General features: G+C 61.7%; 23 protein-coding genes. 8 read left to right on the forward strand and 15 right to left on the reverse strand.

Annotation, left to right across the window (positions count from 1 at the left end):
• Positions 1-55: 55 nt before the first annotated feature.
• Entirely contained in the window at positions 56-967 is a 912-nt protein-coding gene (gene lpxC / locus JMV15_RS00640; RefSeq protein ID WP_003171886.1) for a UDP-3-O-acyl-N-acetylglucosamine deacetylase, read from the forward strand.
• A gap of 173 nt (positions 968-1140) precedes the next feature.
• Here lpxC and JMV15_RS00645 read toward each other — a convergent pair whose 3' ends face one another.
• The 6 genes from JMV15_RS00645 to JMV15_RS00670 all read right to left on the reverse strand — a co-directional run bounded on the left by JMV15_RS00645 (position 1141) and on the right by JMV15_RS00670 (position 10755).
• Complete coding sequence (locus JMV15_RS00645) at positions 1141-2637, reverse strand: GGDEF domain-containing protein (RefSeq protein WP_014716978.1); 1497 nt, start codon at positions 2635-2637, stop codon at positions 1141-1143.
• A gap of 102 nt (positions 2638-2739) precedes the next feature.
• Complete coding sequence (locus tag JMV15_RS00650) at positions 2740-4062, reverse strand: OprD family porin (protein ID WP_014716979.1); 1323 nt, start codon at positions 4060-4062, stop codon at positions 2740-2742.
• A 380-nt stretch (positions 4063-4442) separates the two neighbouring features.
• Positions 4443-5807, reverse strand: a complete 1365-nt coding sequence (locus JMV15_RS00655) for a heavy metal sensor histidine kinase (protein WP_019816941.1) — start codon at positions 5805-5807, stop codon at positions 4443-4445.
• The gene (locus tag JMV15_RS00660; protein ID WP_014716981.1) at positions 5797-6489 is read right to left on the reverse strand and encodes a heavy metal response regulator transcription factor; all 693 of its coding nucleotides are present in this window, start codon (positions 6487-6489) and stop codon (positions 5797-5799) included. Before JMV15_RS00660 ends, JMV15_RS00655 begins: the two co-directional genes overlap by 11 nt.
• 7 nt (positions 6490-6496) lie before the next feature.
• The gene (locus tag JMV15_RS00665; RefSeq protein WP_014716982.1) at positions 6497-9592 is read right to left on the reverse strand and encodes a multidrug efflux RND transporter permease subunit; all 3096 of its coding nucleotides are present in this window, start codon (positions 9590-9592) and stop codon (positions 6497-6499) included.
• The gene (locus JMV15_RS00670; protein WP_014716983.1) at positions 9589-10755 is read right to left on the reverse strand and encodes an efflux RND transporter periplasmic adaptor subunit; all 1167 of its coding nucleotides are present in this window, start codon (positions 10753-10755) and stop codon (positions 9589-9591) included. The genes JMV15_RS00665 and JMV15_RS00670 overlap by 4 nt, the downstream gene beginning before the upstream one ends.
• 213 nt (positions 10756-10968) lie before the next feature.
• On the opposite strand from JMV15_RS00670, the gene JMV15_RS00675 reads away from it, so the two are divergent.
• Both JMV15_RS00675 and JMV15_RS00680 read left to right on the forward strand, forming a co-directional pair.
• Positions 10969-11202: a hypothetical protein gene (locus JMV15_RS00675; protein WP_014716984.1), complete on the forward strand. Its 234-nt coding sequence runs from the start codon at positions 10969-10971 to the stop codon at positions 11200-11202.
• A gap of 162 nt (positions 11203-11364) precedes the next feature.
• Positions 11365-12147, forward strand: coding sequence for a transporter substrate-binding domain-containing protein (locus tag JMV15_RS00680; protein WP_014716985.1), 783 nt, complete (start codon positions 11365-11367; stop codon positions 12145-12147).
• A 71-nt stretch (positions 12148-12218) separates the two neighbouring features.
• On the opposite strand, the gene JMV15_RS00685 is transcribed toward JMV15_RS00680, so the two are convergent.
• From JMV15_RS00685 to JMV15_RS00705, 5 genes are all read right to left on the reverse strand, one after another.
• Positions 12219-12962: a YkgJ family cysteine cluster protein gene (locus JMV15_RS00685; protein ID WP_019816937.1), complete on the reverse strand. Its 744-nt coding sequence runs from the start codon at positions 12960-12962 to the stop codon at positions 12219-12221.
• A gap of 108 nt (positions 12963-13070) precedes the next feature.
• Positions 13071-13553 carry a GNAT family N-acetyltransferase gene (locus tag JMV15_RS00690; protein ID WP_038448969.1) on the reverse strand — a complete coding sequence of 161 codons (483 nt, stop codon included), beginning with the start codon at positions 13551-13553 and terminating at the stop codon, positions 13071-13073.
• A 3-nt stretch (positions 13554-13556) separates the two neighbouring features.
• Positions 13557-14459 carry a chemotaxis protein CheV gene (locus tag JMV15_RS00695; RefSeq protein ID WP_201491221.1) on the reverse strand — a complete coding sequence of 301 codons (903 nt, stop codon included), beginning with the start codon at positions 14457-14459 and terminating at the stop codon, positions 13557-13559.
• 135 nt (positions 14460-14594) lie between these two features.
• A complete protein-coding gene (locus JMV15_RS00700) occupies positions 14595-15569 on the reverse strand; it encodes a 2-hydroxyacid dehydrogenase (protein WP_038448971.1) in 975 nt (324 codons plus the stop codon).
• Positions 15570-15653: 84 nt separating this feature from the next.
• On the reverse strand, positions 15654-16622 hold the full coding sequence (locus JMV15_RS00705) for a LysR family transcriptional regulator (RefSeq protein WP_038448973.1): 969 nt from the start codon (positions 16620-16622) through the stop codon (positions 15654-15656).
• Positions 16623-16803: 181 nt separating this feature from the next.
• On the opposite strand from JMV15_RS00705, the gene JMV15_RS00710 reads away from it, so the two are divergent.
• Genes JMV15_RS00710 through JMV15_RS00725 form a run of 4 tightly spaced genes read left to right on the forward strand, consistent with a single transcriptional unit; the run spans position 16804 to position 21564 of the window.
• Positions 16804-18315 (forward strand): efflux transporter outer membrane subunit, encoded by a 1512-nt coding sequence (locus tag JMV15_RS00710; protein WP_038448975.1) that lies wholly within the window; start codon positions 16804-16806, stop codon positions 18313-18315.
• A gap of 10 nt (positions 18316-18325) precedes the next feature.
• Positions 18326-20503, forward strand: a complete 2178-nt coding sequence (locus tag JMV15_RS00715; protein WP_201491222.1) for an FUSC family protein — start codon at positions 18326-18328, stop codon at positions 20501-20503.
• Positions 20493-20693, forward strand: a complete 201-nt coding sequence (locus JMV15_RS00720) for a DUF1656 domain-containing protein (RefSeq protein ID WP_003188711.1) — start codon at positions 20493-20495, stop codon at positions 20691-20693. The genes JMV15_RS00715 and JMV15_RS00720 overlap by 11 nt, the downstream gene beginning before the upstream one ends.
• Positions 20694-20703: 10 nt before the next feature.
• Complete coding sequence (locus JMV15_RS00725; RefSeq protein WP_014716993.1) at positions 20704-21564, forward strand: efflux RND transporter periplasmic adaptor subunit; 861 nt, start codon at positions 20704-20706, stop codon at positions 21562-21564.
• A gap of 39 nt (positions 21565-21603) precedes the next feature.
• On the opposite strand, the gene JMV15_RS00730 is transcribed toward JMV15_RS00725, so the two are convergent.
• Both JMV15_RS00730 and JMV15_RS00735 read right to left on the reverse strand, forming a co-directional pair.
• Positions 21604-22005: a nuclear transport factor 2 family protein gene (locus JMV15_RS00730; RefSeq protein WP_014716994.1), complete on the reverse strand. Its 402-nt coding sequence runs from the start codon at positions 22003-22005 to the stop codon at positions 21604-21606.
• Positions 21998-23185: an MFS transporter gene (locus JMV15_RS00735; protein ID WP_020301245.1), complete on the reverse strand. Its 1188-nt coding sequence runs from the start codon at positions 23183-23185 to the stop codon at positions 21998-22000. The genes JMV15_RS00730 and JMV15_RS00735 overlap by 8 nt, the downstream gene beginning before the upstream one ends.
• 111 nt (positions 23186-23296) lie before the next feature.
• Here JMV15_RS00735 and JMV15_RS00740 point away from each other — a divergent pair, with 111 nt between their 5' ends.
• Positions 23297-24154 carry a LysR family transcriptional regulator gene (locus JMV15_RS00740; protein ID WP_014716996.1) on the forward strand — a complete coding sequence of 286 codons (858 nt, stop codon included), beginning with the start codon at positions 23297-23299 and terminating at the stop codon, positions 24152-24154.
• On the opposite strand, the gene JMV15_RS00745 is transcribed toward JMV15_RS00740, so the two are convergent.
• Both JMV15_RS00745 and JMV15_RS00750 read right to left on the reverse strand, forming a co-directional pair.
• Positions 24151-24963 (reverse strand): SDR family oxidoreductase, encoded by an 813-nt coding sequence (locus JMV15_RS00745; RefSeq protein WP_038448976.1) that lies wholly within the window; start codon positions 24961-24963, stop codon positions 24151-24153. The two genes, JMV15_RS00740 and JMV15_RS00745, sit on opposite strands and share 4 nt — an antisense overlap.
• 14 nt (positions 24964-24977) lie before the next feature.
• Positions 24978-25442, reverse strand: a complete 465-nt coding sequence (locus JMV15_RS00750; RefSeq protein WP_014716998.1) for a hypothetical protein — start codon at positions 25440-25442, stop codon at positions 24978-24980.
• Between the last annotated feature and the right edge of the window lie 215 nt (positions 25443-25657).

Consider the following 25657-nt stretch of genomic DNA (forward strand, 5'->3'; position numbering starts at 1 on the left):
TATCGCCAGCCTTTGTTGATACCAGTTCGCAATTTGCGCTGAAGCGGTCCAAGCCATGATTAAACAACGCACCCTGAAGAATATTATCCGTGCCACAGGTGTAGGTCTGCACTCCGGGGAGAAGGTATACCTGACCCTCAAGCCCGCACCTGTCGACACCGGCATCGTGTTTGTTCGTGCCGACCTGGACCCTGTGGTGCAGATTCCTGCTCGCGCGGAAAACGTTGGCGAAACCACGATGTCGACCACTCTGGTCAACGGTGACGTCAAAGTGGACACGGTGGAGCACTTGCTCTCGGCCATGGCTGGCCTGGGCATCGATAACGCCTACGTCGAGCTCTCCGCGTCCGAAGTCCCGATCATGGATGGCAGCGCTGGACCCTTCGTATTCTTGATTCAATCTGCCGGCCTGGAAGAACAGGACGCAGCCAAGAAGTTCATTCGCATTCTGCGGGAAGTGACAGTAGAAGACGGCGACAAGCGCGCCACCTTCGTCCCGTTCGAAGGCTTTAAAGTGAGCTTTGAGATCGATTTCGATCACCCGGTATTCCGTGACCGCACCCAAAGTGCAAGCGTGGATTTTTCCAGCACTTCGTTTGTAAAAGAAGTCAGCCGCGCCCGTACCTTTGGTTTCATGAGTGACATCGAGTACCTGCGCAAGCACAACCTCGCACTCGGCGGCAGCGTGGAAAACGCCATTGTGGTCGACGCGGATGGTGTACTGAACGAAGACGGCCTTCGCTACGAAGACGAATTCGTGAAGCACAAGATCCTCGATGCAATCGGTGACCTCTACCTGCTGGGCAATAGCCTGATAGGCGAGTTCAAAGGCTTCAAGTCGGGCCACGCCCTTAACAACCAGCTGCTGCGCAAGTTGATTGAGCAGACAGACGCTTGGGAAGTCGTGACCTTCGAAGATGCCAGCACCGCACCGATCTCTTACATGCGTCCCGTTGCGGCGGTGTAAGTAACAACTCTCTTTCTTTAGTTTTGAAAGGCTGCCTTCGGGTGGCCTTTTTTTATGCCTGACGAATATCCAAATGTGGGAGCTGGCTTGCCTGCGATAGCGGTCAGCCAGTTAGCTTATAGATAGCTGCCCCACCGCCATCGCAGGCAAGCCAGCTCCCACACCTGACCTCATCAGTTTGAGGTCTTTGAAACATCCACTATCCGGTTACGGCCGCTGTGCTTGGCCTGATACAACGCTTGGTCAGCCTTGAGCAGCAGGTCTTCAAGGGAAATACGGCTGTGCTTTTGCCAAGTACTCATGCCGATGCTCACCGTGATTGGTTGCTCATCCCCGGCCTTGCGCGGCAAGTGCTGGACCCCCTTGCGGATATGCTCGGCGATCACCCACGCCCCCTTGGCGTCGGTATTGGGTAACACCACCGCGAACTCCTCTCCGCCATAGCGCGCCGCCAGGTCGGCAGGGCGGCGGATATGGCTGGCGATCACCTGCGCGACTGCGCGCAACGCCTCATCGCCGCCCTGGTGGCCGTGGCGGTCGTTGAAGGCCTTGAAGTGGTCCACATCGATCATCAGCACACTCAACGACTCGATGGAGCGTTGTGCCCGGTCCCATTCCAGCCGCAAGCGTTCGTCCAGCGTGCGGCGGTTGGCCAGGCCGGTAAGGGCGTCGGTGGCTGCCAGTTCTGACAGCACCTGTTCGGCGCGATGGCGACGGCGCAGCTCCATGCACAGTGCCCAGGTCAGCCACAACAGGCCCACGCACAACACTCCGGTCGCGATGCTGACCAGCCACGCCGCACGTCGCCAGGGGGCGAACATTTCATTGCTGGACAAGGCCACTGCCACGATCAGCGGCAAGTTGCCCACATTCGAAAAACTGTAGAGCCGTGCCTGGCGATCGACACTGGAGATACTTTGGAAGCTGCCGTCCCGTTCGCGCAGCATGCGCGCCACATTCGGGCGCTGGCTCAGGTCCTTGTCGACGATATCTGCTTCCAGCAGAGGCTCTTGCGCCAGCAGGATGCCTTGGTGGTTGAGCAGGTTGATGGTGCTGTTGCTGCCGATGTTCAAGCTGCTGAACAACTGATGAAAGTACGACAGGCGCATGGACGCGACCGCCACTCCCAGGAAGCGCCCATCCGGTGACGAAACGCGACGGCTGAACGCGATGCGCCAGGGGTCGGCACACTGGCAGCGCGCCATGAACGGACGGCTGATATACAGGCCCAGGTCGGGGTTGGTGCGGTGCGCCCGAAAGTAGTCCCGGTCGGCAAAGTTACCCAGTTTGGGCGTGAGCAGGGAGGAATCGGCAATCACCTCGCCAGCCGGGTCCAACAGCAGGATATCGCCCTTGTAGGGCGCCGCTGCGGAACGATCGAACAGCACCAAATGACGGATGCTCTCTGAAACGTCTTGCAGGTCGGTGCGCTCGGTGGCGCTGATCAAGCCTTTGAGGGCCATGTCGTAAAGTTCGACATTGCGCAGCACGTCAGCGTCGATCAATTGAGTGATGGTGTTGGCGGTGCGCTTGGCCGTCTGCAGGGTGTTGGCATGTTCACGAATCAGCAGCGCAGTGACGACCCCCACGATCAGCAACACCGTGAGCGTGCTGCCCAGGATCAGCAGGCGCTCCGGGCGGCGGTTGGGGCGGGTAGGGCTTGAACTCATCGGGCACACTTCTGCATTGAGAATGCCCTTAGCGTAGTAGCAACTCTTAAATATGGCGCAAAGCCAACCTGTAGGAGCGAGCAAGCTCGCTCCTACCTGTACTCAGAACACGTTGATCGGGTAGTCCACGATCACACGGTATTCATCCACATCCCGGTCCACCGCCGAGTAGCCATTGCTGCCGCGATTGGTCGCCCATTGCAGGCGCACGGCCAAGTCCTTGGCCTTGCCGCCCTGCACCACATATTTCAGGTCGATATCGCGCTCCCAGTGCTTGGCATCCTTGCCATCGGCGCTGTACCAGTTGCTGTAGCCGCGACTGTTGGGGTCGACCTTGGTCAGGTCGGTCTTGCCGCTGATGTAGGACACGGCGGACGTCAGGCCGGGCACGCCGAGGCCGGCAAAGTCGTAGGCGTACTTGAGCTTCCAGGAGCGCTCATTGGGCCCGTTGAAATCCGAGTACTGCTGGGAGTTGTCCAGGTACACGCTGTCGCCCTGGGTGATGTAATCGAACGGCGTGTTGCCATTGACCCGCTGATAAGTCGCTGTGACGCTGTGGTTACCCACGCCCACGGTGAAATGCAGGCTGTAGGTGTTGTTGTCGATATCCCCCAGCAGCGATTGACCGGTGTCCTGGGTATGGTAGTAGTGCAGGCCGGGCGTCAGGCTGACCAGGTCGTTCAGGGCGTAGGTGTATTCCAGGTCGTAGTAATACTGGTGCCAGACGTCCTTGAGCTCGGACGCGTACAGGTTGCTGGTCAGCCCCTCGATCCCGCTGAACGACACGCCAGCCCAGTCCAGGTGCTGGCTGTCGGTGTTGGCGGGCAGCGTGCCGTAGCTGGTACCAATACGCCGATGGCCGCTCTGGTTATAGAGCTTGGTGAAACTGGCCTGGCCACCTTCGAACATCCAGCCGTCAAAGCTGTGGTTGGTCAGGCTCACGCCACGGAAAGTCTGCGGCAACATGCGTGTCATGCCGCCGGCGATCACCGGGTTGTTGAGGAACAGGTCGCCGGCTTTCAGTTCGGTGTCGAAGGCGCGCAGCTTCAAGGTGCCGCCAGCCGTCGAGAACGAACCCGGCGCTTTGCCGTTGCCGCTGCCATACGGAAGGATGCTGGAACCATCCGTACCGCCACCGCCGTCGAGCTTGAGGCCGAACATGGCATTGACGTCCAGGCCCAAGCCGATGGGGCCCTGGGTGTAGCCGGATTCGAAGGTGCCGATAAAGCCCTGGCCCCACTCCTTGCTGTCATCGGTATGAATATCGCGCCGGTCGCGGTTCATGTAGTAGTTGCGGGTGTTGATCGTGAGGTGTGAACCCTCGACGAAGCCTTCGACGGGCGGGGCGTCTGCCGCGTGGGCAAGCGGGATGATCGTTGCTGCGATTGCGAGGAATAACGGGGTGAACGTCAGCGAGTTCTTCACCGGTGGAGCTCCTTTGGTCAATCATGAACGGCCAGTGTCGTGGGGTGTGCCCGGCCTTTTTTCACGGCAAAAAAAAGCCGCTGAAGTCAGCGGCTTTAAGACAGATTCCCAGTGTAGAGCCCTGGAAATAAGTCGAGGGAAATTCGGGTGAGTGGTCAGCTGTCTTTGCCGTCGCGCTCATCGATGCGTCAAAGTAACGCAGGGGAGCGGTGCGATACAGAGTGTAACAAGATAATAACTATTGCCCAAATCGCAACAGTGAGGGCCATGGGATCTTCTGTGGGAGCTGGCTTGCCTGCGATGCAGACACCTCGGTATGCCAGGCCTACCGTGGTGATGCTATCGCAGGCAAGCCAGCTCCCACATTTTGACCGAGTTGTTTAGATCGGCAGGGTGATACCAAACGTATTGCCACCGCCTTCGCTGCGCACAAACACATCCCCGCCATGCATCAACGCAATCGCCTTGACGATCGCCAGCCCCAACCCGTGATTGGCCCCGCTGTTGCTGCGCGAGGCATCCACCCGATAGAAGCGTTCGAACAGGCGTGGCAAGTGTTCGCTGGCAATCGCGTCGCCGGGGTTGGTCACGCCGATTGCCACCTGCTTCTCCTGCACCTGGATATGCACGTCGATAATCTGTCCGGGTGCGGTGTGTTGCACGGCATTGCTCAGCAGGTTGATCAGCGCACGCCGCAGGTGGGCTTTTTCGATCTGCACCAGGGCATCGCCGTCCACGCGCACCTGAACCTGGGCGTCTTCGAGGATAAAATCCAGATAGTCGAGGGTGGTGGCCACTTCATCGGCCAGGGAGCATTCGATCAGCTTGGTGGCTTTGCTGCCCTGATCGGCGCTGGCAAGGAACAGCATGTCGTTGATGATCGAGCGCAGCCGTTCCAGCTCCTCCAGGTTCGATTGCAGCACCTCAAAATAGTGTTCGGCCGAACGCCCGCGTGTCAGCGCGACTTGGGTCTGGCCGATCAGGTTGGTGAGCGGAGAGCGCAGTTCATGGGCAACGTCGGCGTTGAACGATTCCAAGCGCGAATACGCCTGTTCAACCCGGTCGAGGGTGGCGTTGAATGAATTGACGAATTGGCTCAGCTCGGGCGGTAAGGGTGACAATTGCAGGCGCCCGGAGAGTTTCGGCGGCGCAAGCTTTTGCGCTTCATCCGAGAGTTTGCCCAAGGGCTTGAGGCCTATACGCGCGACCCAGAACCCCAGCAGTGCCGCCAGTATTACACCCACCAGCGCGAGGCTGATCAACGCCACCAGCAAGTGATGCTGGGTGGCGCGGAAGTTCTCCGTGTCGATGGCAATCATAAAGCGCAACGCCGGGCGCTGGTCCTTGGCTGCAAATTGGCTGACCAGCACCTTGAAGGGATAATCGTGACCCGGCAGGCGCAGGTCGCGCTTACCTGTGGCGCCTTCGGCAAAGGCGCGAATCTGCGCGTCCGGCTCACCGTATTCGTAGCTCGGGTCGCTGCTGACCACCCAGAAACGGATGCGCTTGTCTTCTTCCCCCAACAGCTTGAGCTTGGACCTGATCTTGGCCCAATGTTCCGGCGTGCCGAAGCGATTGATCGACGATTCCAGCACGCTGTAGCGCGCATCCAACTCGGCACCTGGCAACAGCCCCAGGCCACGGTCGACCTGCTGGTACAGCGCGCCGCCGATCAACAGAAAGATCAGCAACGCCACCAGGGTGAACATGCCACTCAGGCGCAGGGCGATGGAATTAGCGACCACTGTGGTTTTCCTGCATGCGGTTTTCCAGCACATAGCCCATGCCACGAATGGTGTGCAGCAGCTTGTGTTCGAACGGCCCGTCGAGCTTGGCGCGCAGACGCTTGATCGCCACTTCCACCACGTTGGCATCGCTGTCGAAATTGATGTCCCAGACCATCTCGGCAATCGCGGTCTTGGACAGGATCTCGCCCTGGCGTCGCGCCAATACGCTGAGCAGCGAGAACTCCTTGGCGGTCAGGTCCAGGCGTACACCGTTGCGGCTGGCCTTGCGGCTGATCAGGTCGATCCACAGGTCGGCAACGGTGACCTGCACCGGTTCATGGCCGCCGCTGCGGCGGGTCAGGGCTTGCAGGCGGGCCACCAGTTCCAGGAACGAAAACGGCTTGCCCAGGTAATCGTCGGCGCCTTCGCGCAGGCCGCGGATGCGGTCTTCAACGCGCTCGCGAGCGGTGAGCATGATCACCGGCGTCTGCTTGCGGGCGCGTAAGGCGCGCAGTACACCGAAGCCATCCAGCCCGGGCAGCATCACGTCGAGCACGATCACTGCGTAATCGTTTTCCAGCGCCAGGTGCAGGCCCTCGATGCCTTCACGGGCGACATCGACGGTGTAGCCTTGCTCGGTCAGGCCGCGGTGCAGGTAGTCCGCGGTTTTTTCTTCATCTTCAATAATCAGGACGCGCATGACCGCCTCAGTGTGTGGTCGCCAGCGTCAGCGCTGGTTTGGGCCTGTGGAAAAAACGTTCAAGGTACAAGTATATGACCGGCGTGGTGAACAGCGTCAGCGCCTGGCTCACCAACAAGCCACCGACCACCGCGATGCCCAGCGGCTGGCGCAGTTCCGCCCCAGGGCCTGCGCCGAGCATCAACGGCACGGCGCCGAGCAACGCGGCAAGGGTGGTCATCATGATCGGCCGGAACCGCGTGACGCAGGCTTCATAAATCGCATCTTCGGGTGGCAGCCCGCGTACCCGCTGCGCCTCCAGGGCGAAGTCGATCATCAAGATACCGTTTTTCTTCACGATGCCGATCAGCAGCACCAGGCCGATCAAGGCCATGATCGAAAAGTCCTGGCCCAGCAGCCACAGCATGACCAGCGCACCGAGGCCCGCCGAGGGCAGGGTGGAAATGATCGTCAGCGGGTGCACAAAACTCTCGTACAGCACACCCAGAATAATGTAGACCGCCACCAGCGCCGCGAGGATCAGCCAGGGTTGGCTGGCCAGCGAGCTCTGGAACGCCTGGGCCGCACCCTGGAAGTTGCCGATGATTGTGCTCGGCATCCCGATTTCGTTTTTGGCCTGGTCGAGCATGATCACTGCATCGCCCAGGGCTACGCCGGGCGCCAGGTTGAACGACAGGTTGGCAGCAGGGAACATGCCGTCATGGCTGATGGACAACGGCCCGACCGTGGGCGGGTCGACTTTGGCCAAGGCCGACAACGGCACCATCTCGTTGGTCAATGGCGAGCGCAGGTAAAAGTAGTCGAGGCTTTCGGCCTTGCCGCGCTGTTGGCTGTCCAGTTCAAGTATCACTTGGTACTGGTTGATCTCGGTCTGGAACTCGTTGATCTGGCGCTGGCCGAAGGCGTCGTACAACGCCTGGTCGACATCGGTGGCGGTCAGCCCGAAACGTGAGGCGGCCTGGCGGTCGATGCTGATATGGGTGATGCTGCCGCCCAGTTGCAGGTCGTTGGACAGGTCGCGAAACGCCGGGTTGGCGCGCAGTTTTTCGGTGAGACGCTGGGTCCAGGTGTTCAGCGTCGGGCCGTCGTTGCTCTTGAGCACGTATTGGTACTGGGCGCGGCTGGGGCCGGAGCTCAAGTTGATGTCCTGGCCGGCGCGCAGGTACAGCACGATGCCAGGCACCTTCGCCAGTTGTGGGCGGATGCGGTCGATGAACTGGCTGGCGGACACATCGCGCTCACTGCGGTCTTTCAAGGCGATCCAGAAGCGGCCGTTGGCGATGGTCTGGTTGCTGCCGGTAACGCCCACCGAATGGGAAAACGCCTGCACCGCCGGGTCGGCCTTGACGATCTCGGCCAGAGCCTTGTGCTTGCCGACCATGTCCTTGTACGACACGTCGGCCGCCGCTTCGCTGGTGCCGAGCACGAAACCGGTGTCCTGCACCGGGAAGAAACCCTTGGGAATAAACACATAACCGACCACAGCCAGGGCCAGGGTCACCCCGAAGATCGCTGCCATGCTGCGTTGATGCGCCAGCGCCCGGCGCAGATTGCGCGCGTAGCCGGCCAGCAGGCGTTCGCTGAAGGTGGGTTTGGCGTGGGCAGGATGGCTCGGTGCGCGCATGAACAAGGCGGCCAGGGTCGGGGCCAGGGTCAGCGAAACCACCACCGAAATCAGGATGGTCGCGGTGGCCGTCAGCGCAAACTCCTTGAACAACCGCCCGACCACGCCGCCCATGAACAGCAGCGGAATAAACGCCGCCACCAGCGAGAAGCTGATGGACACTACGGTAAAGCCAATTTCGCCGGAGCCCTTGATCGCCGCTTCACGTTTGCCCAGGCCAGCCTCCAGGTGCCGATGGATGTTCTCCACCACCACAATCGCATCGTCCACCACAAACCCCACGGCGATCACGATGGCCACCAGGGTCAGGTTGTTCAGGCTGAACCCCATCACATACATCAGGGCGAAACTGGCTACCAGCGACACACCCAATACCGCAGACACAATCAGCGTCGCCGACAGTTGACGCAGGAACAATGCCATCACCGCCACCACCAGCAGGATGGCGATCAGCAGGGTCATTTCCACTTCATGCAGTGAGGCGCGGATAGTCTTGGTGCGATCGGTCAACACGCTGACCTGCACCGAGGCTGGCAACATGCCTTGCAGGCGCGGCAACTCGGCCTGGATGCGGTCGACGGTGTCGACGATGTTGGCGCCAGGCTGGCGTGAAATCACCAGGTTCACCCCTGGCGTATCGCCGGACCAGGCTTGCACGTAGGCGTTTTCCGAACCATTGATGACCTTGGCGATATCGCGCAGTTGAACCGGCGCACCGTTCTTGTAGGAAACGATCAGTTGGCCGTATTCCTCCGGGTGAAACAGCTGGTCGTTGGTCGACAGGGTGGACACGCTGTTTTCGCCATAGATCGCGCCCTTGGCCAGGTTCAGGCTCGACTGCTGGATGGCCAGGCGTATGTCGGCGAGCGTCAGGCCGATGGCCGCGAGCTTGTCGGGCGACGCCTGCACGCGGATCGCCGGGCGTTGCTGGCCGGTGATGTTGATCTGGCCGACGCCGTCGATCTGGCTGATCTGGCGCGCCAGCAGGGTTTCCACGTAGTCGCTCAGCTCGGTGCTGGGCATGCTGCTGGAACTGACACTGAGGATCAACACCGGGCTGTCCGCCGGGTTGACCTTCCTCCAGGTGGGCAAGCTCGGCATGTCGCTGGGCAACTTGCCGGACGCGGTGTTGATCGCGGCCTGGACTTCCTGGGCGGCGGTGTCGATGCTTTTTTCCAGGGTGAACTGCAGGGTCAAGAGGCTGGAGCCCAAGGCGCTGCTGGAGGTCATCTGGGTCATGCCGGGGATGGCACTGAACTGCACCTCAAGAGGCGTGGCCACCGATGAGGCCATGGTGTCCGGGCTGGCGCCGGGCAGTTGCGCGGTGACCTGGATGGTCGGAAATTCCGCTTCCGGCAGTGGCGCGACGGCCAGGTTCGGGAAGGCAATAATCCCCAGCAACACCAGGGCGAAGGTCAGCAACAGGGTGGCGACCGGATGGTCAACGCACCAGGCCGAGGGCGACCGGCTTGCACTCATGGTTGCACCTGGGCGTTGGCGGTGTGGATCGCTTGCGGCGGCTCCTTGAGCACCTCCACCTGCGCACCGGCCTTGAGCCGCGATTGCCCATCGCTGACCAGCACATCGCCGGCCTGCACGCCTTTGATGATATTGATGTCGCTGTTCTGGTAGGCGACTTGCACCGGCACCACCTCGACTTTGTCAGCGCTTACGCGGTACACGAAATGTGAGTCCAGCCCGCGCTGCACCACGGTCGGCGGTACCACCAGGGCGTTCTTGTCGAGGGCCGTCTGGACCTTGATGGTCACCAGTTGCCCCGGCCATAGCTTATGCGCCGGGTTGCTGAACTCGGCCTTGGCCCGCAGGGTGCCGGTGGTGGAACTGATCTGGTTGTCGATCAGGCTCAGGTGGCCTTCGCCGAGCAGGTCGCCGGTCTGGTTGTCGGTGTCGGCGCCCAGGTAGGCGTCGACGGTGGCCCGGGTGGGGGCGGCAATCAGGCCCTGCAAGGTCGGCAGCATCTGTTGTGGCAGGGAGAACTCAACGGCAATCGGGTCGAGCTGCGTGACGGTAAACAGCCCCTGGGTGTCGCTCATGCGCAGGAAGTTGCCTTCGTCCACGTTACGGATGCCCACGCGGCCGCTGACCGGGGAGCGAATCTGGGTATAGGAAAGTTGTACCTGAGCTGCATCAATGGCCGCTTGATTACCTTGCGCAGTGGCCTTGAGCTGGTTGACCAGCGCCTGTTGCTGGTCATAGGTCTGTTTGGACACGCCGTCGTCGATGCTCAGCGCTTTGTAGCGCTTGAGATTGACCAACGCCACTTGCAACTGCGCCTGGCTTTCGCCCAATTGCGCCCTGGCCTGGTCGAGGCTGGCGCGGATCGAACGGTCATCGATGGTCGCCAGCAAGTCGCCGGCCTTCACCGATTGGCCCTCCTTGACCAGCAACCGGGTGAGGATGCCGTCGATCTGCGGGCGAATCACCACACTGTGCAACGACAGCACTGAGCCGATGCCGCTGATGAACCTGGGAACGTCCTGTTGCGCGACGCTCACCACCCGTACCGGGATCGCTGTGGGCGCAGCCAGCCGGGGCTTGGCAGGCCGTGTTACGGCCCAGGCGGCCACCGCTAGTATCAAGAGGACGCCCACCATCAGGGCCGTGTTTCGTTTTATCTGCATGGGAGGCGCCGGACGCAGTTGCACGCTTTAAGCCGCAAGCTGCCAGTTGAAGGTTGGGTAGCTGCTTTATAGCCCGGTAATACGGTCAGCACGGTGACGCGAAACTGACAGCCGCGACAGCTAGCGCGTTTTACTTGTGGCTTGAAGCTTACCGCTTGCCGCTTTGCCCCCGTATACTCGCGCTTTTACACCTATAGCTGCGCCGGAGCCCCTATGACTTCCCCAACCCAACCCCCTGTCGACGCGGCTGACCTCGTCGATTCGGCCACCGCCGACGGCGTTGAAAAAACCGAGATCCCGGCGTTTAAGTTCCCCTTCAAACCGGGCGAGCTGGCTGGCGCCAAGAATGCCAGCCAGCCCTGGTACAAAGGCGGCGCCAAGAACGGCCATACCAAGACGCCGGGCATGGCGCCTCCGGGCACTCGCCGGTCCATGGGTAAACGCTGAGATTAAAACCGTAGGTGCGTTATAGGCTGTTACCTACATTGCCCGTAGAAATTTCTGCTTGTAGGTCCGCGACCGATTCTTGAAAGCTTGCACAGCGTTTGCTTCGTCCCGATGACGCTCATCGGGGCGTGGTGAGTCAGCTTTCCGGAAAAGGACATTCCCGTGGCCCTGATACACCTCTGTGCGGTGCTCGTCCTCTTGCTCTCGTCGACTGCGGTTGCCGTCGACGTGCAACCGCGGCGTGAAATCCGTTTCGCCGTTGCCGCGCATTTCCCGCCTTTTCAAAGCCGCAATTCCCAAGGGCAATTGGTGGGGCTGAATATCGAACTGGGCAATGCCCTCTGCGAGCAGCTCAACGTGCGCTGTACCTGGGTTGACCAGGTCGTGATGGAAAACTTCCCGGCCCTTGAAGCCAGGCAGTTCGACGCGATCATGGGCATGGCGCCCACCTGCCGTCGGCGCAAACGGGTGAGTTTCACCGATGACCTCTACCCGATCACCACGCGGCTGGTGGCGCGTAAAACCTCAGGCCTGCGCCCTGATCGGCGCTTGCTCAAGGGCAAGCGGGTCGGGGTATTGGTGCGCAGTAATCGTGAAGCCTACGCCCTGTCGCAGTGGGCGCCGGCGGGAGTGATCATCAGGAGTTTCTGGCTGAACGACCAACTGGTGCAGAGCCTGGTTTCGGGCGATATCGATGCGACCCTGCAAGGCGTCGTGGAGATCCGTGAAGCCCTGCTCGACACGGCCGATGGCCTGGACTTCGACTTCATGGGCCCGCCTGTGTCGTCTGGCCTGCTGGGTAATAGCGTGGCGATCGCGGTGCGAAAAACCGATACCGCGTTGCGTAATGAGCTTAATCATGCGCTTGAGCAACTGATGCAGAATGGCGAATACCAACGCATCCTCCAGCCCTATCGCCTCGGTGTATTGCCCGCCCGTCCATGAGCGCTAATGGGTGTGCAGCTTTGCACCCGAAGTTGAGTTAGATACCCATACCGTCATGAGGCCGCAGCGGCTTAAGCCGCCCTCAACGAGATAAACGCATAATTGGCTGGCACCTCAGTGGCAATTTGCGCTCCGGCATCCAGCACCTGTTCGGCGACGTCCATCCCGGACACATGAAACACCCATTCATTGGTCACCGCCGGCTGTTCAACCGCCTGTTCAATGGCCTGGGCAAACGCCTGCATATCCGGCAAGTACGCGGTAAACCCGTCGCCCTTGAGCGCGGTCGTGCGGATGCCGAGCAACGCGCACACCGCTTCTTTGGTCTGCACGTCATCACGGTCGGCCTGGCGTGAGCGGCGAATCAGTTCGGCCAGTTGTGCGTCCATCAACTCGCCACCGACGATCAGCGCGGGGCCTTGCTCCCAGGATTCGGGCGGGCAGTCCTTGGCGCTCGGGTTCAGCGGGATATGCGGGTTGATCTCCATCGGGTAGATGCGGCACACCAGCGGGCGCCGTTCGTAGATGCGGCAGCGGTTGTCTTCGTCAAGATTCCGGCAGCGTCCGGCGTTGTAGGCGGCAAAGGTAATTGCCACAAACGCCTCGGTATTGCCGCTGGGCACGACCACTGAGCGGCGCTCGGCGTGTTCCCGTTGTTGCAGGGGCAGGCCCAGGCCATTGCCGAGAAAGCCCTCGACCAGAACGATGACGTTGCCGCCGTCCGCCGCCCAGCTGCGGGCTTCTTCGAGGGTCAGGGGCACGTGATGGTCGCTGCAGCATTTACCGCAACCGACGCAGGAAAAGTGTGTGTTCATGGCGGATCTGTCACCAGGCAAGGTCAGAGGGCACGCTTGAGGGGTGACGGGTTTTTACCTTTATCTACCGCTCAGGGGCTCTGGAAGCAAGTTATGCGCCAGTGAGGATCAGCCCTTGGATACGACGTCGCGCAGCACAAACCGCATGCCCGCACTTTCGTACAGTTGCCGGGCGCGCAGGTTGCTCTCCAGCACCTTGAGGTCGACATAGGGTTCGCTGCGCTGCTTGAACACCTGGAAGCTGTGCAGCAGCAAGGCGCGGCCCAGCCCTTGGCCTTGGGCACAGGGGTGTACGGCCAGGTTCTTGATAAAGGCGCTGGTCCAGCATTGTGCCACTGCGAGAATACCGTCGCGGTTACTCGCCACCAGACACAGCGTCGGGTCGTAGTCGGCATCGGTGACGAACTGCTGGCGCCACTCCTCCAGGTGGCCGACACGGCCGCCGCCCTGGTCCTGGGTCATGCGCAGCACGGCATGGATCGCCGGAGCTAGCTCATCGCGATAATGATCCAGCCGGGTATTCGCTGGCCACTGCGGGGCGGGCAGGCTGCCGGTGAGGTCGCGACGCAGCAACTGGTAATACTCGGCCAAGGCTTACAGCCCCTTTTGCGCCACGGTTTGCGCGGCGACCACCAGGCATTTGGTCAGCTCTGGGGATGAGAACTTGGTGAGCACCGAGTCGGCGCCGGCCAGGCGCGCTTTTTCGCTGTTCATCGCACTGTCCAGAGAGGTGTGCAACAGCACATAGAGGTCCTTGAAATCCGGGGTTTCGCGCAGGGTGCGGGTGAGGGCGTAGCCGTCCATCTCAGACATCTCGATGTCCGACACCACCACGTTGATCTGTTCAACCGTGCCTTGCAGTTCCAGCAACACGTCGATGGCTTCCTTGGCGCTGCGGGCGGTGTGGCAGGTCAGGCCGAGGTTGCGCAGGGTGTGTACCGATTGCTGCAAAGCCACCTGGCTGTCGTCCACCACCAGGATGCGGGCGTTGCCCAGCACTTCGGCTTCTTCCATGGTCAGGTCGGTCGGCGCCGCTTCAATCGGTGCCGGGGCGATGCCATGGATGACTTTCTCGATATCCAGCACCTGCACCAGGCCACCTTCCACCTGGGTCACACCGGTGATAAACACCCGATTGCCGCCGGAGCCGTAGGGCGGCGGGCGGATATCGGTGGTCAGGCAATGCACGATCTTGCTTACCGCCTGAACATGCAGGCCCTGCTTGGAACGGCTGACATCGGTGACGATCAGGCAGCCGCCGTCCGGGTCTTGCAAAGGCATTTCACCCAGGGCGCGGCTCAAGTCGATCACCGACAACGAAGCGCCGCGCAAGGTGGCGATGCCTTTGACGTGCGGGTGGGACTCCGGCAGCTTGGTCAACGGCGGGCAGGGGATGATCTCACTGACTTTCAACAGGTTGATGGCCATCAGCTTGCCGCTGCGCAAGGTAAAGAGCAGAAGCGAGAGTGAGTCTGCGCGGGCTTTGGTGGTGGACATAAAAACCTTCTGTGGATCAGGGATGACGATCTATAGAGAGTTATCGACTTGGCTGGCCTGGGCTTTAACCGGATTTTTGTGTCGGGCACTGTTTATGTGGGCGCTGGCAAGCCAGCTCCCACATTAAGTCCAGTATCAGCCCTTCCAGGCCTGGGGGTTCACCAGATCCTGCGGGCGTTGGCCCAGCAGGGCGCTGCGCAGGTTGTCCACGGCGCGGTTGGCCATGGCTTCGCGGGTTTCACCGGTGGCCGAACCAATATGCGGCAGGGTCACCGCATTGCTCAGCTGGAACAACGGCGATTCAGCCAGCGGTTCCTTTTCATACACATCCAGCCCGGCGCCACGAATGCGTTGGGTTTGCAGGGCTTCGACCAGCGCTGGCTCATCCACCACCGGCCCACGGGAAATATTGATCAGAATCGCGCTGGGCTTCATCAACGCCAGCTCCCGAGTGCTGATCAGGTGATGGGTCTTGTCGCTCAACGGCACCACCAGGCAGACGAAATCCGCCTCGGCCAGCAACTGCTCCAGGCTGCGAAACTGCGCGCCCAGTTCCTGCTCCAGCGCGGTCTTGCGGCTATTGCCGCTGTAAATGATCGGCATGTTGAAGCCCAGGCGCCCACGCCGGGCCACGGCTGCGCCGATATTGCCCATGCCGACAATGCCCAGGGTCTTGCCGTGCACATCGCAACCAAACAAAGGCGCGCCCACGCTGGCTTTCCATTGGCCGGCCTTGGTCCAGGCGTCCAATTCGGCCACGCGGCGGGCGCTGCTCATCAGCAACGCAAAGGCCAGGTCGGCAGTGCTCTCGGTGAGCACATCGGGGGTGTTGGTGAGCAGGATCCCGCGCTCGTTGAAGTACGGCACGTCGTAGTTGTCGTAGCCCACCGACACGCTGGACACCACCTCCAGCTTGCTCGCGCTTTCAAGCTGCTCGCGGCCCAGCTTGCGGCCCACGCCGATCAAGCCATGGGCATGGGGCAGGGCTTCGTTGAACTGTGCGTTGATGTCACCCAGTTTGGGGTTGGGCACGATCACCTCGAAATCGTGTTGCAGGCGTTCGATCATGGGCGGGGTGATACGGCTGAAGGCCAGGACAGTCTTTTTCATTGCAGAACTCCACTCAACATGTGGGAGCTGGCTTGCATGCTCCCACAATGAATTTATAGGGGGTGGGGAAGCAGCATGCCAAAATCAGTTCGCCATCCGCACGCCACCCACACCACCGCTCAACTCATACGCCACCAACTCCGCCTGGTGCGCCGCCAGAATTTCCGGCAACGAACCGCGCAGGTATTCCACCCAGGTCTTGATCTTCGCATCCAGGTATTGGCGCGAAGGATAGATGGCGTACAGGTTCAGCTCCTGGGAACGGTAGGTCGGCATCACCCGCACCAGCGTGCCATTGCGCAGCCCTTCGATGGCGGCATACACCGGCAGCAGGCCGACGCCCATGCCGCTGGTGATCGCGGTTTTCATCGCGTCGGCCGAGTTCACCAGGAACGGCGAGCTGTTGATCGCCACGCTTTCCTGGCCTTCAGGGCCGTTGAAGGTCCATTTGTCCAACTGGACCACTGGGCTGACCAGGCGCAGGCACGCATGGTTGAGCAAGTCCTGGGGCCGCTGTGCGCAGCCCTTGGCCTTGACGTAGTCCGGCGAGGCGCAGGCGATGCTGTAGGTGATGCCCAGGCGCTGGGACACGAAACCTGAATCCGGCAGTTCGCTGGCCAGCACGATGGACACGTCGTAGCCCTCATCGAGCAAATCCGGCACGCGGTTGGCCAGGGTCAGGTCGAAGGTCACGTCGGGATGGGTGCGGCGGTAGCGGGCAATGGCGTCAATGACGAAATGCTGGCCGATGCCGGTCATGGTGTGCACTTTCAACTGCCCGGCCGGGCGCGCGTGAGCGTCGCTGGCCTCGGCCTCGGCCTCTTCGACGTAGGCGAGGATCTGCTCGCAGCGCAGCAAATAGCGTTTGCCGGCTTCGGTCAGCGCGATGCGTCGGGTGGTGCGGTTGAGCAAGCGGGTTTGCAGGTGGGCCTCAAGGTTGGAGACCGCGCGCGAGACGTTGGCCGTGGTGGTGTCCAGTTGCACGGCGGCGGCGGTGAAGCTGCCGGCTTCGGCCACACAACTGAAGGCGCGCATGTTTTGCAAAGTGTCCATGGAGTGTTCTCAAGGGAGATAGCAAATTGTGACAGAAAGTTACGCTTTCAGTGATCCCTACCAACGGATTATCGCCTGAACGGTAACAAAGATTCACAGGAATACCAGCTTATCGTCCTCCCTGGCGCCGCCTAGAATTGCGCCACCTCTCCCGCAACACCCTCTCAGGAATTCGCTTGCCGTGCCGCGTCGCATCAGCAGAGAGCTGAAGACTCTCAGTGTTTGGGCTTTAACGTCAGTCATCAGCGGTTGCATCGGAACCGGAGGAATCGCCCCGCAAGGCCAGGCGATCAACGCCAATACCCTGGCCACCGACGCCGCGATCCAGAGCGCCGACCGCGACGCCCACTGGCCCACCGCCCAATGGTGGCAGGCCTACGGCGACCCGCAGCTCAACCGTTGGGTCGAACTCGCCACCCGCAACAGCCCCAGCCTGGCCGTGGCCGCCGCCCGTGTGCGGCAAGCCCGAGCGCTGGCCGGCGTGGCCGAGTCGGCCGAGTCGCTGCAGGTCAACAGCGACACCACCCTCAAGCGTCACAACTGGCCGAAGGATCAGTTCTACGGCCCCGGCCAATTGAGCGGCGCCAACACCTGGGACAACAATTCGTCCCTGGGCCTGAGCTACGCCCTCGACCTGTGGGGCCGGGAAAGCAACACGACCGAACGCGCCGTCGACCTGGCGCACATGAGCGCCGCCGAAGCGCGCCTGGCCCAGCTCGAACTGCAAAACAACGTGGTGCGCGCCTATATCCAGCTGTCGTTGCAGTACGCCAACCATGACATCGCGGCCGCCACCCTGGCCCAGCAACAGCAGATCCTGGACCTGGCCAACAAACGCCTGGCCGCCGGGATCGGTACTCACTTTGACGTCAGCCAAGCCGAAACCCCGCTGCCGGAAACCCATCGCCAACTGGATGCCCTGGACGAGGAAATCGCCCTGAGCCGTAACCAACTGGCGGCGTTGGCCGGCAAAGGCCCGGGGGAGGGCGCGCAGTTGCAGCGCCCGACCCTGGCCCTCGCCGCGCCGTTGAAATTGCCCTCCAGCCTGCCCGCGCAATTGCTCGGCCAACGCCCGGACGTGGTCGCCAGTCGCTGGCAGGTAGCGGCCCAGGCGCGGGGTATCGATGTGGCTCATGCAGGCTTCTACCCCAACGTCGACCTGGTCGGCAGCCTTGGCTACATGGCCACTGGGGGCGGCATGCTGGAATTCCTGGCTGGCAAGAAATTCAACTACAACGTCGGCCCGGCGATCACCTTGCCGATCTTCGACGGCGGCCGTCTACGTGCGCAATTGGGTGAAGCCAGTGCCGGCTACGACATCGCGGTGGCCCAGTACAACCAGACCCTGGTCAATGCGCTCAAGGGCATCAGCGACCAGTTGATCCGCCGCGAATCCATGGACAAGCAATCGGTTTTTGCCGCGCAGTCGGTGGCCTCGGCGCAGAAAACCTACGACATCGCCATGATCGCCTATCAGCGTGGCCTCACTGATTACCTCAACGTGCTCAACGCCCAAACCTTGTTGTTTCGCCAGCAGCAGATCGCACAACAGGTGCAGGCGGCACGCCTCAGCGCCCATGCCGAGCTAGTGACCGCCTTGGGCGGCGGCCTCGGTGCTGGCGATGATGTGCCCACGGCTGCCAAGACACTCCCAAGCAAGACTCCGGCGGCGCTCGCCGTGTTTGATCACTGAGTAGGCCTTGATGACTCCCTTGCCTGCACCGCTGCGCTGGCTGCATTCCCTTGAGTGGCGCCGTGGTTTTTTCGACTGGGCACGCAGTGATGGCGTGACCTGGGTGTATATCTTCAAAGTGCTGGTCGCTGCGTTCCTGACGCTGTGGCTGGCGATGCGCCTGGAACTGCCGCAACCGCGCACGGCGATGATCACCGTATTTATCGTGATGCAGCCCCAGAGCGGCCAGGTGTTCGCCAAGAGTTTCTATCGCTTCCTCGGGACCTTGGCAGGCTCGGCGGTGATGGTGCTGTTGATCGCTTTGTTTGCGCAGAACACCGAACTGTTCCTCGGTGCGCTGGCGATCTGGGTGGGCATTTGCACCGCTGGCGCCACGCGCAATCGTAACTTTCGCGCCTATGGGTTCGTGCTCGCCGGCTACACCGCGGCGATGGTCGGCCTGCCGGCCCTGGCCCACCCGGACGGCGCCTTCATGGCGGCGGTGTGGCGGGTGCTGGAAATCTCCCTGGGGATACTGTGCTCGACACTGGTCAGCGCCGCCATCCTGCCGCAGACCTCCAGCGACGCCATGCGCAACGCGCTGTACCAGCGCTTCGGTGTGTTCGCGCTGTTTGTGACCGATGGCCTGCGCGGGCGCAGCCAACGCGAAGGTTTCGAGGCCAGCAACGTGCGCTTTATTGCCGAAGCCGTGGGGCTGGAAGGCCTGCGCAGCGTCACCGTGTTCGAAGACCCGCACATGCGTCGGCGTAACGGGCGGCTCAGTCGCCTTAACAGCGAATTCATGAGCATCACCACGCGCTTCAACGCCTTGCATCAATTGCTTGAACGCTTGCGCGCCGATGAGGCCGACCATGTAGTGGCAGCGATCAAGCCCGGCCTGCAAGACCTGGCCGAAGTGCTCGACGGCTTCTCTGGCCGCGCCCTCACCAGCTTGGATGCCGCGCGCCTGGTCAACCAACTGAGCGCCTACAAGGACGGCCTGCCCGCCAAGGTGCGTAGCCTGCGGGCGAGCTTCCAGGAAGACAACCCGACGGACGCCGAGCAGTTGGATTTCCACACTGCCTACGAGCTGCTGTACCGCTTCGTCGACGACCTGCACAACTACGCGCAAACCCACGCGTCCCTGGCCGAGCATCGCCATGCGCGGGAGGATTGGCACGAAGCCTACACGCCAAAGACCAACTGGTTGGCCTGTGCCGCTGCCGGTGTGCGCGCCTCGTTTATCCTGGTTGTGCTGGGCAGTTACTGGGTGGCCACGGCCTGGCCCAGCGGCGCCACCATGACCCTGATCGCGGCGGCCACGGTGGGCCTGTCTGCTGCCACGCCCAACCCCAAGCGCATGGCGTTCCAGATGGCCTGCGGCACCTTGATCGGCGCCTTGGTCGGCTTTGTCGAAATGTTCTTCGTGTTCCCCTGGATCGACGGTTTCCCGCTGCTGTGCGTGATGCTGGCGCCGGTGATCATCTTCGGTGCCTTCCTCTCCTCCCGCCCGCAATACGCCGGTGTGGGTGTGGGCCTGTTGATCTTCTTCAGCACCGGCTCGGTGCCCGACAACCTCACGGTCTATAACCCCTACACCTTTATCAACGACTACATCGCCATGGTCATCGGCATGCTGGTATGCGCGGCGGCGGGGGCGATCATTTTGCCGCCCAACAGCCGCTGGTTGTGGCGCCGCCTGGAGCAAGACCTGCGTGAGCAGGTGGTGTATGCCATCAGCGGCAAGCTCAAGGGCCTGGCGTCGAGCTTTGAAAGCCGCACCCGCGACCTGCTGCACCAAGCGTATGGCCTCGCGGCCGGCCAGCCGCAGGTGCAACGCGATTTGCTGCGCTGGATGTTCGTGGTGCTGGAGGTCGGCCACGCGATCATCGAACTGCGCAAGGAGCAGGCGATTTTGCCGGTGCACCCGGCGTATGCCGAGTCGCAGCCGTGGCGCCAGGCGATCCGCGTGATGGGACGCTCGCTGGTGCGGCTGTTCCTGCAACCCAGCGCCAGCAACCTGGAGCGCGGGTTGATTGCCGTCGACCATGCGATCAGCCGCGTGCAGGCCACCGACGAACCCTTCGCCCCGCACTTCGACACCTCGGCCCTGCGCCGGGTGAAGAGCTACCTGCACTTTATTCGCACCTCGTTGCTCGACCCGCAATCGCCTCTGGCCGCCCTCAAAGGAGCCCCGAATGCCTCGTGAAATTGCATTCCACGGCATCTATATGCCGACCATGACCCTGATGTTCTTGATCGCAGCGGGGCTGGCCTGGGCGGTTGACCGCTTCCTGGCCGGGTTCGACCTGTACCGTTTCTTCTGGCACCCGGCGCTGCTGCGCCTGAGCCTGTTCGCTTGCCTGTTCGGCGCCCTGGCGCTGAGCGTCTACCGTTGAGAATGCCCCGATGAAAAAGTTTTTCAGCCTGCTCGCCACCTTGCTGGTGCTGGCGTTGGCGATCTGGATTGGCCGCACGTTGTGGGTGCACTACATGCAAACGCCGTGGACCCGCGATGGTCGCGTGCGCGCCGACATTATCAATGTGGCGGCTGACGTTACCGGCGAAGTGGTGGACGTGCCGGTACGCGATAACCAGTTGGTGAAAAAAGGCGACCTGCTGATGCAGATCGACCCCGAGCACTACCGCATTGCCGTCAAGCAAGCGCAATCGCTGGTGGCCTCCCGCAAGGCCACTTGGGAAATGCGCAAGGTCAACGCGCACCGCCGCGCCGACCTGGACGCGCTAGTGATCTCCAGGGAAAACCGCGACGACGCCAGCAACATCGCCGACTCGGCCCTGGCCGATTATCAGCACGCCCTGGCGCAACTGGAGGCCGCTGAACTCAACTTGAAACGTACCCGTGTGCTGGCGGCGGTGGACGGCTACGTCACCAACCTCAACGTGCACCGTGGCGACTATGCGCGTATCGGCGAAGCGAAAATGGCCGTGGTGGATATGAACTCGTTCTGGGTCTATGGCTTCTTCGAAGAAACCAAACTGCCCCACGTGAGGGTGGGCGACAAAGCCGATATGCAGCTGATGAGCGGCGAGACCTTGAAGGGCCATGTGGAAAGCATCTCCCGTGGCATCTACGACCGCGACAACCCCGAGAGCCGTGAACTGATCGCCGATGTGAACCCGACCTTCAACTGGGTGCGCCTGGCTCAGCGCGTGCCGGTGCGGATTCACATTGATGAAGTGCCGGAAGGCGTGTTGTTGGCGGCAGGGATTACCTGCACCGTGATCGTCAACCCAACACAAAACTAAACTGTGGGGGGGGCTTACCCGCTCCCACAGTTGACCGCGTCAGGCTTTGATAAAGGTTTCATGCAGGTGTCGCCACAGCAGCGCGCCACTGGCCTGTTTCTCGAACACCACCGTGGCGCGGCGGTCGGTCTGGGTGCCGCTGTCGTCAATCTGATGCTCGCGATACGTCACCGTGGCGCCGCGCGCATGGCGGTCGATGCCGGTCATTTCACTCAAGGTGATTTTCAACCCCGGACGCATCCCGCCCAGACGCGTAAACAACGCATTGACCCCGGCCCTGTTGACCCGTGTACCGGTGGCGGGGGCGATCATGCTGAACTCGGGTGAGAAGCGCGCGAGCAGATTTTCCAGCGTGCCCTGAGGCGCAACCCCGGCAAACCATTGCTCGATCTCGACGTGGGTCTGGATCACTTCTTCGAAAAAATCGCTGTAGTCAATCATGCTTGGGCTCGCTGCAAGGGTGAAGCAGCGTGCGTACTCTGGAAGCATCCAGGCGCAACACTGCGAAAAGCGGCAACAGGGTCAGAGCTGCCGCCATCGTGAAGGTTATGGCGAAGGAATCCAAGGCCGACAGTATTGCACTGAGCACGGCGGCGCCCACGCAGAAACTCACTTGCCGGTTCATGTTCCACAACGCGCTGGCGTGGCCCATGCGCTCGGCGGGAATATCCAGAAAGGCCAGGGTTTGTGCGGTGCTGCTGCACAAGCTGCCGCCCAGGCCCATCAAGACGTAGGCCGCAATAATCAGCGCGGGCTCGTTGAGCAACAGGATGCCAGCGCATTGCAGCGCCATGCCCGCCAGCAACAAGGGTTTGGGGCCGCAGCGATTGAAGAGTTTTTTGCTCAGGTAGATTGCCACTGCCGAGGCCAGCGCCCAGGGCAACATCAGCGCGCCGGTTTGGGTGGCGTCATAGCCCAAGCTGCGCACATAAAGGATGGCGATCAGACTGGTGCCGATAAACACCCCGGGTATGCACAGGTAGACGAGCATCGCCACGCGCAGCATCGGACTGGCAACCTGTTTGAAAATGCTGCTCAGGTCCAGAGGTGGGCGCACGCGGGTGGGCGCGTCGGGTTTTATCCACAACAAGGCCAGCAGCAGGGTCACCAAGGCCAGTGGCAAGTTGGCGTAGAAGATCCAGCGCCATGCCACAGTGTCGACAATCACCCCACCCAATGCTGGCGATAGTGCCGGCACCAGCAACGCCACCGACATCACCCGCGCCGTCAGCTGGCTGCGCTCGGCGGCGGGGAAGTGCCGGTAAGCCATGGCCTGGCCCACGGGAATCAGCAAACCGCCACCGAGCCCTTGCACTGCGCGCCAGCCTATCAACGCCTCAATGGAGCCGGCCTGGCCCACCATCACCGAGGCGCCGGCGAACAGCAGCAGGCTGGAAGCGATCAGGGTGCGCTCGCCCATGAGCGCCGCCAACCACACACTCAAGGGGATGATCACTGTCAGCCCGAGCATGTAGGCATTACTGATCCACGCCAACTGTGTGACCGAGGCGTGCAGCTCGCGGGCGATATCCGGGTAGGCGACGGTGGCAACAAACATGTTCACCAGGTCCAGGGCAAAACCCAATAAAAAGATCCAGGCGACTTTCGAGCGGTAGGTCATGAACGCGTTCCTGCAAGTGAAGCCGGCAGGGTAGGCCGCAAGCAGGGTTTGGGATACGCCGGTTTGCCTGCTAGTTTGTCAAAAATATTTTGACAAAGGAGGGCGTCCATCATGGTCAGCCTGGACCGTTTTGACACTTTCAAGGCTGTGGTCGAGGCCGGCTCGCTCACTGCTGCTGCGGACCTGCTGGGCCAGACTCGCGCCGTGGTCAGCTTCAACCTCAAGCGCCTGGAGGCGGAACTCGGCGTCACCCTGCTGACCCGCAACACCCGCCAACTGGCGCTCACTGATGCCGGCGAACGCTTTTACCTGCGCTGCACGCGCATGCTCGAAGAGGCCCGCCTGGCGGTAGAAGAAGCCCGCAGTGAGCATGCTCAGCTCAAGGGCACGCTGCGCATCACCACCACTGTCGAATATGCCCTGGCCGTCGTTGCCCCGGCGGTAGAAGCCTTTCGCCGCCTGCACCCGGATCTGAATATCCACTTATCCACATCCTCCACCCACGCCGATCTGATCTCCGAGCGTTTTGATGTGGCGATTCGGCTGGGGCGCTTGCTGGACTCCAATCATCGGGCGGTGCAGTTGTCGACGTTCGATGTGTTTGCTGTTGCGGCACCGCAGTTTGCCGGGCTTCAGACCCTGGAAGAGCTGGAGCAGATCCCCCGGTTGGGCCATGGCCGCTTGACCGAACTGAGCGTCACCGACCCAGCGGGCATTCAACATCAATACCGTGCCGGGCCTGCTGCGTTGGTGGCTGATAGTGCGGCAGTGCTCCAGGCATTTGCTGTGCGCGGCCACGGTGTGGCGATTCTGCCGCAATGGCTGGTGCAGGAAGACTTGGAGGCCGGACGGCTGGTGCGTGTGCTGGCGGATCATCGCTTCGCCCCCCAAGGGGTCTACGCGATGTACCCGGATACCCGGCACCTGCCGCTGAAGGTGCGGGCGTTTATTGATTTTATGAAGGGCTAGAGGCTGCCACTCAAACCAAAGCGCTTCTTCAACACCATCTCCAACAACCCCTTGGGCAATAGCGCCGCCATCAACGGCAACGCGCGGCTGCCGTTGCCCGAACGCAACAGGCGCGGCGGTTGCGCTTGCTGCACCGCCTTGAGCACGTCTGCAGCAAATTCACTGGCCGGGGTTGGCTTGTCCTGGGACGCTTGGCTACGTGCCCGAATGCCCTCGCGCAATGGCCACCATGGCGACTGTTCGTGGATCAGCAATTCGGCTTGGGCGCCGGCATTCTTTGCAAAGCTTGTATTGATCGCACCAGGCTGAACTTCCATCACCTGCACGCCAAACGGTGCCAGCTCCATGCGCAGGGCGTCGCTTAACGCATGCACAGCGGCTTTGGACGCGCAGTAGGCGCCGGCAAACGGCGTCACCAATACGCCGGAAACGCTGCCGATATTCACCACCAGGCCCTTGTTGCGGCGCAGGGCGGGAAACAACGCCTGGGTCACGCCGACGATGGAAAACACATTGGTTTCGAATTGGCGTTGCATCGCCTCGGTACCGCCGTCGAGCAATGGGCCCATGGCGCCGTAGCCAGCGTTGTTGATCAGCACATCCAACTCGCCCCACTGCTCGGACAAGCGTTGCAGGGCGGCGCTGTCGTTGACGTCCAGTTGTAGGGCATTAAAGCCTGCGGCGATAAGCGCGGCGACATCATCGGGTTGGCGGGCGCTGGCCCATACCTCGAAGCCTGCGGCTTTGAACGCATCGGCAAGGGCGCGGCCGATGCCGCTGGAACAACCGGTGATCAGTACGTTGGGCATGCATCATTCCTTTGTCAGTCCGAGAAACTGCCTTGCAGGTGCTCGGCGCGAAATTCCAGGGTTTGTGGGCGATAGCCGGGACGCAGCGGCGGGGTGGGCAGGCAGTCATCCCAGGTGGCGCCCGCCTGCAACTCGCCGGGGCCGCGATAGCGTGGGGCGGCGTAGACATTGTCGGCCAGGTTGACCGTATCGCCCGGTGCATAGGCGGCGACGCGCCAGCGCAGTTCGGTCAGTGGCACGTCGTTGCCGTTGTTCAGGGTCAGTTTTAAAGGACGGTCGGCCGGGCATTCCTGTGGGGCGTAAGTAATGCGCAGCTCAAGGCGAGCCAATTGCGCGGCTTCGCGGTTGTCCAGCCATACCACCCAGACGGCGACGAAACCCAGGCCAACGGCAGCGGCCAACGATACCGGCAGCGCCTTGGCCGGGTAGCGCAGCAGCAGGATCAGCCAGGTGATGATCAGGAGAACGCCGAAGAACATGGAGACCACCTCGAATAGGGAACCAGCATCCTAACTTAAGCTTAGGTGGGATTGGTTACCTTGAGCATTGTGTTGGCCGGGCAGACGCCATCGCAGGCAAGCCAGCTCCCACATTCGACCGCATTCCAAAGTGGGTGCGCGGTCAACTGTGGGAGCTGGCTTGCCTGCGATGAGGCCTGTACAGTCACCACAAACCCCAAATAAAAAGCCCCCAC

Origin of the sequence: Pseudomonas paracarnis (assembly GCF_904063055.1) — a bacterium.
Lineage (GTDB): Bacteria > Pseudomonadota > Gammaproteobacteria > Pseudomonadales > Pseudomonadaceae > Aquipseudomonas > Aquipseudomonas paracarnis.